The sequence below is a fragment of the Daejeonella sp. genome, from assembly GCF_049655485.1.
In the GTDB taxonomy this organism is placed as follows: Bacteria; Bacteroidota; Bacteroidia; order Sphingobacteriales; family Sphingobacteriaceae; genus Daejeonella.
Genome location: NZ_JBASJU010000204.1, coordinates 1 through 3,071 on the forward strand (window position 1 = coordinate 1; position 3,071 = coordinate 3,071).

Genomic DNA, 3,071 nt, shown 5'->3' on the forward strand with positions numbered 1-3,071 from the left:
AATATAAACTGGTTCAAAGTATTGAGCTTTGAACCAGTTGATTAATGTTGAGTTGTTTGAGTAGAGTTTGAATTTGGTTTTTATAGCGGCACTCGCCGCCGCGATTGTAGCCGGTGTCACATCCCAGAATCCGCCGCTTGAAGAAATTAAATTGTTAATGACGCCATCAGAGAATGCTGCATCACCGCCGTGAATATTGGCAAAACGCAAGGAGTAAATAAATCCGACACCTTCGCCTATATCATGTGCCCGGTCAGCATCGTTAGTTCGCGTACCCCATTTTTCTAAATAACCGATAGAGGCATTTGCAATCGCTAATTCAAGTTGGGTCTTAATAAAGGTAGCCTGAGCACTTAACTCTGTTTTATCATTATTGACAATTGCTGCCCTCCCCTTTAAGAATGCCGGATAGATCTTTGCGTAGTTTGCTTTATTGTATTCCCACACATAGGATCCTAAGGCGAATTCTGCAGTTCCGCGAACAGCATCCGTTGAGCCTGCCAGGAAAATAGGGTTTGGAGTAAGTAATGCATATGCTTCATCCCAGTTTTGTTCCAATTGTGTGTAATTCTTGCCGGTAAGCTCAGTAAAATTATCAGCTTCCAGTCCTTTGGTAAGAAGGACATTGGCAATATAATCCAGCTGCATCGACCCAATCATGGATTTTTGAATTATCTGGACGGTTTCCATTCCTTTTGAATCAACCAGTCGCGTACCCAGTTTACCAGCTTTCCCTTTTTCCGCTATTGCGTTATTCGACTGGCTTATTGTAGCCATTGTAGCAAATTCCGCATCTAATTTAGCACGAACAGCATCTGATTCTGCAACTGATTTAGACGAAGCAAGGATATTACGAAGCTGCACCCCTGATGAATTAAGCGGGGCATAGGTGCCGGTAAAAGGACTCCCGGTATTTGCCAGCATATTTCTTAACACGCTGGCATCAATTAAAGCGGAAGTAGCTGAACCTGCGTAGGCATTGATAGCCTGGAAAATCTTATACCTGTTCGCACCTGTTGTAAAATCAACAGTCGTAGCTCCTTTTGAATCCAGAAATGTAGGGGAATAGTTTGTCGAAGCGGAGAGCTTCGAGTAGTCTACAGATGAACGAAGGTTAGGCTCAAGATCATCGTTTTTTTTACAGGAAGTAAATAATATAGCCAGTGCGGCGAAGGGTAAAAAAGTTTTAGATAAAGAATAAGTCATCACTGTGTTTATTTAGATTAATTATAAATACAAAGAAAAGACAAATTTTAATAAATCACAAAATTTTGAAGAATCTCTTCCTAGCCTGAGCAGAAAAGCCGGACTAGCTTATCGATATATTTTCCTTTTTAAGTGCGATTTTTACCAAGTGGCTTGCATTTTGCAGCATATCGCCAAAGCATCACATACCATGGAAAATATTAAATCATCTTCATTAAAAAACAAAAAACAGGTTATAAGCGACCTCAAAGAAATACATCAGCTTATCAGCGATAGTAAAGAAGGCTATCAATCTGCAGGGGACTTAACAGACAATCCGGAGTTAAAGGCTTTATTTTCCAGGCTATCCGGCGAACGAATTGTTTATGCTGCGGAATTGGGCGATCACATTGTCGAGCATGATGAAGAAGCGGAACCTGAAAATGATGGTTTTCTTCATGGAATGCATCACACCTGGTTGAATATCAAACAAGTGTTAAGCAAAAAGGATGACAAGGCGCTGCTAATAGCGATCTCCGCGGGAGAAAGGGCTGCTTTGGACAAGTATGATGAATGCATTGCAAATATTGCTGATCATGCTGACCATATTGCTTTACTTACTGAGCAACGTGATGGGGTTAAAACTGCGGTAGATGAGATTGAAACGTTAATTGTTCGGGAGAATAATTGAACTCTTGTAGTTTACCCTTAGCTTTTGACCTTCCTCCCGCTTTAGCTGGACGTATAAGATTGTTTTTGTTAGAGGACTTTAGCCCAAATAACTTCTTTTCTTTGCCTCCGCTTTAGCTGGAGGCACAGAATTGCCCTTGTTCGGCGGGATTAGCCTAAATGTATAAGTGCAGTTCTGTTTGGAATTAGGCTTTTTTGTGGAAATACATTAAGACAAGCCAAGCTTTTTAAAAGCATCCTTGTTTTTATATCCAATCATTCTTTTCCCTAAAATTTTAATTAGCCGGTATAAACTGCGTCTACTCGGGTAAAGTCTAAACGCGTGTATAACCTGGACCAACGCAGCTCTCGGATTATTTTGCTCATGGTAGATTCTGTCGGAAAGTATACCTATATAAATGGAATAATTCCTTCTTGCCCTTATTTTCAAATCTTTCCGACTTTCCGTGGGCAAATAAGCCTGGATGGTATTAATAACTGCGGAAATGTCCCTAACATTTTGGCCCGTCCTCAGAGAACTTCCCGTGATATTCCGGTCATGAACCCGGTAATAAGCTAATTTCTTAGGCGAATATGCAACCGGATAAGAGGCCGCGATCCTGATCCACATTTCCCAATCCTCGCCGTAGTGGACTTTGAAAAAACTGCCCAGTTGTTCATACACTTCCCGCTTCACCACCATGCACGGTGTTTGAAGCAAATTGCCCTGCGCAATGGTTTGGAGCCAGTTGGTAATCAGCCCGGGTTGGTCCATTATTGTTGGACTGTCCCAAAGCCACTTTTCTTGGTCATCGATATCAGAACATCCGGTAAAGGCCGCGCCAGCCTCCGGGTGCTTTTCAAAAAGTTCTTCTACTTCCTGATAAAACCCTGGTCTCACAAGATCGTCGCCATGTAAAATATGTACATATTTTCCTTTCGACCTGTTAATGCAGGTTTCGAAGTTCCGTAGGCTGCCAACATTTTCAGGTTGTCTGTAGAAAGCGATGCGTCCGCGACCCAACTCCTGAACTAATGCACCAACATCTCCATCACTGCTGTAATCGTCTATAACTTCAATTTGCATTTTATGCTCATGCGGCGCCTCGAGCAAAACGCTTGCTATTGTTTTGCGTAGATAAATGCTGCAATTATAACTAGGGATCATAACCGACCATAGACGACGATCGTGCGAAGGATTTAACCGCGCAATTTGT

3 protein-coding genes are annotated in these 3,071 nt (G+C 42.0%); 1 reads left to right on the forward strand and 2 read right to left on the reverse strand.

Features of this window, described 5'->3' with window-relative positions; translation table 11 throughout:
• On the reverse strand, nt 1-1,206 hold a 1,206-nt coding region (locus WBJ10_RS08725; protein WP_424289361.1), incomplete at its 3' end, for a DUF4856 domain-containing protein.
• 190 nt (nt 1,207-1,396) lie between these two features.
• On the opposite strand from WBJ10_RS08725, the gene WBJ10_RS08730 reads away from it, so the two are divergent.
• Nucleotides 1,397-1,876: a PA2169 family four-helix-bundle protein gene (locus WBJ10_RS08730; RefSeq protein WP_424289363.1), complete on the forward strand. Its 480-nt coding sequence runs from the start codon at nt 1,397-1,399 to the stop codon at nt 1,874-1,876.
• A 207-nt stretch (nt 1,877-2,083) separates the two neighbouring features.
• On the opposite strand, the gene WBJ10_RS08735 is transcribed toward WBJ10_RS08730, so the two are convergent.
• Nucleotides 2,084-3,071: glycosyltransferase family 2 protein (locus WBJ10_RS08735; protein WP_424289365.1), on the reverse strand; the 988-nt coding region annotated here is incomplete at its 5' end.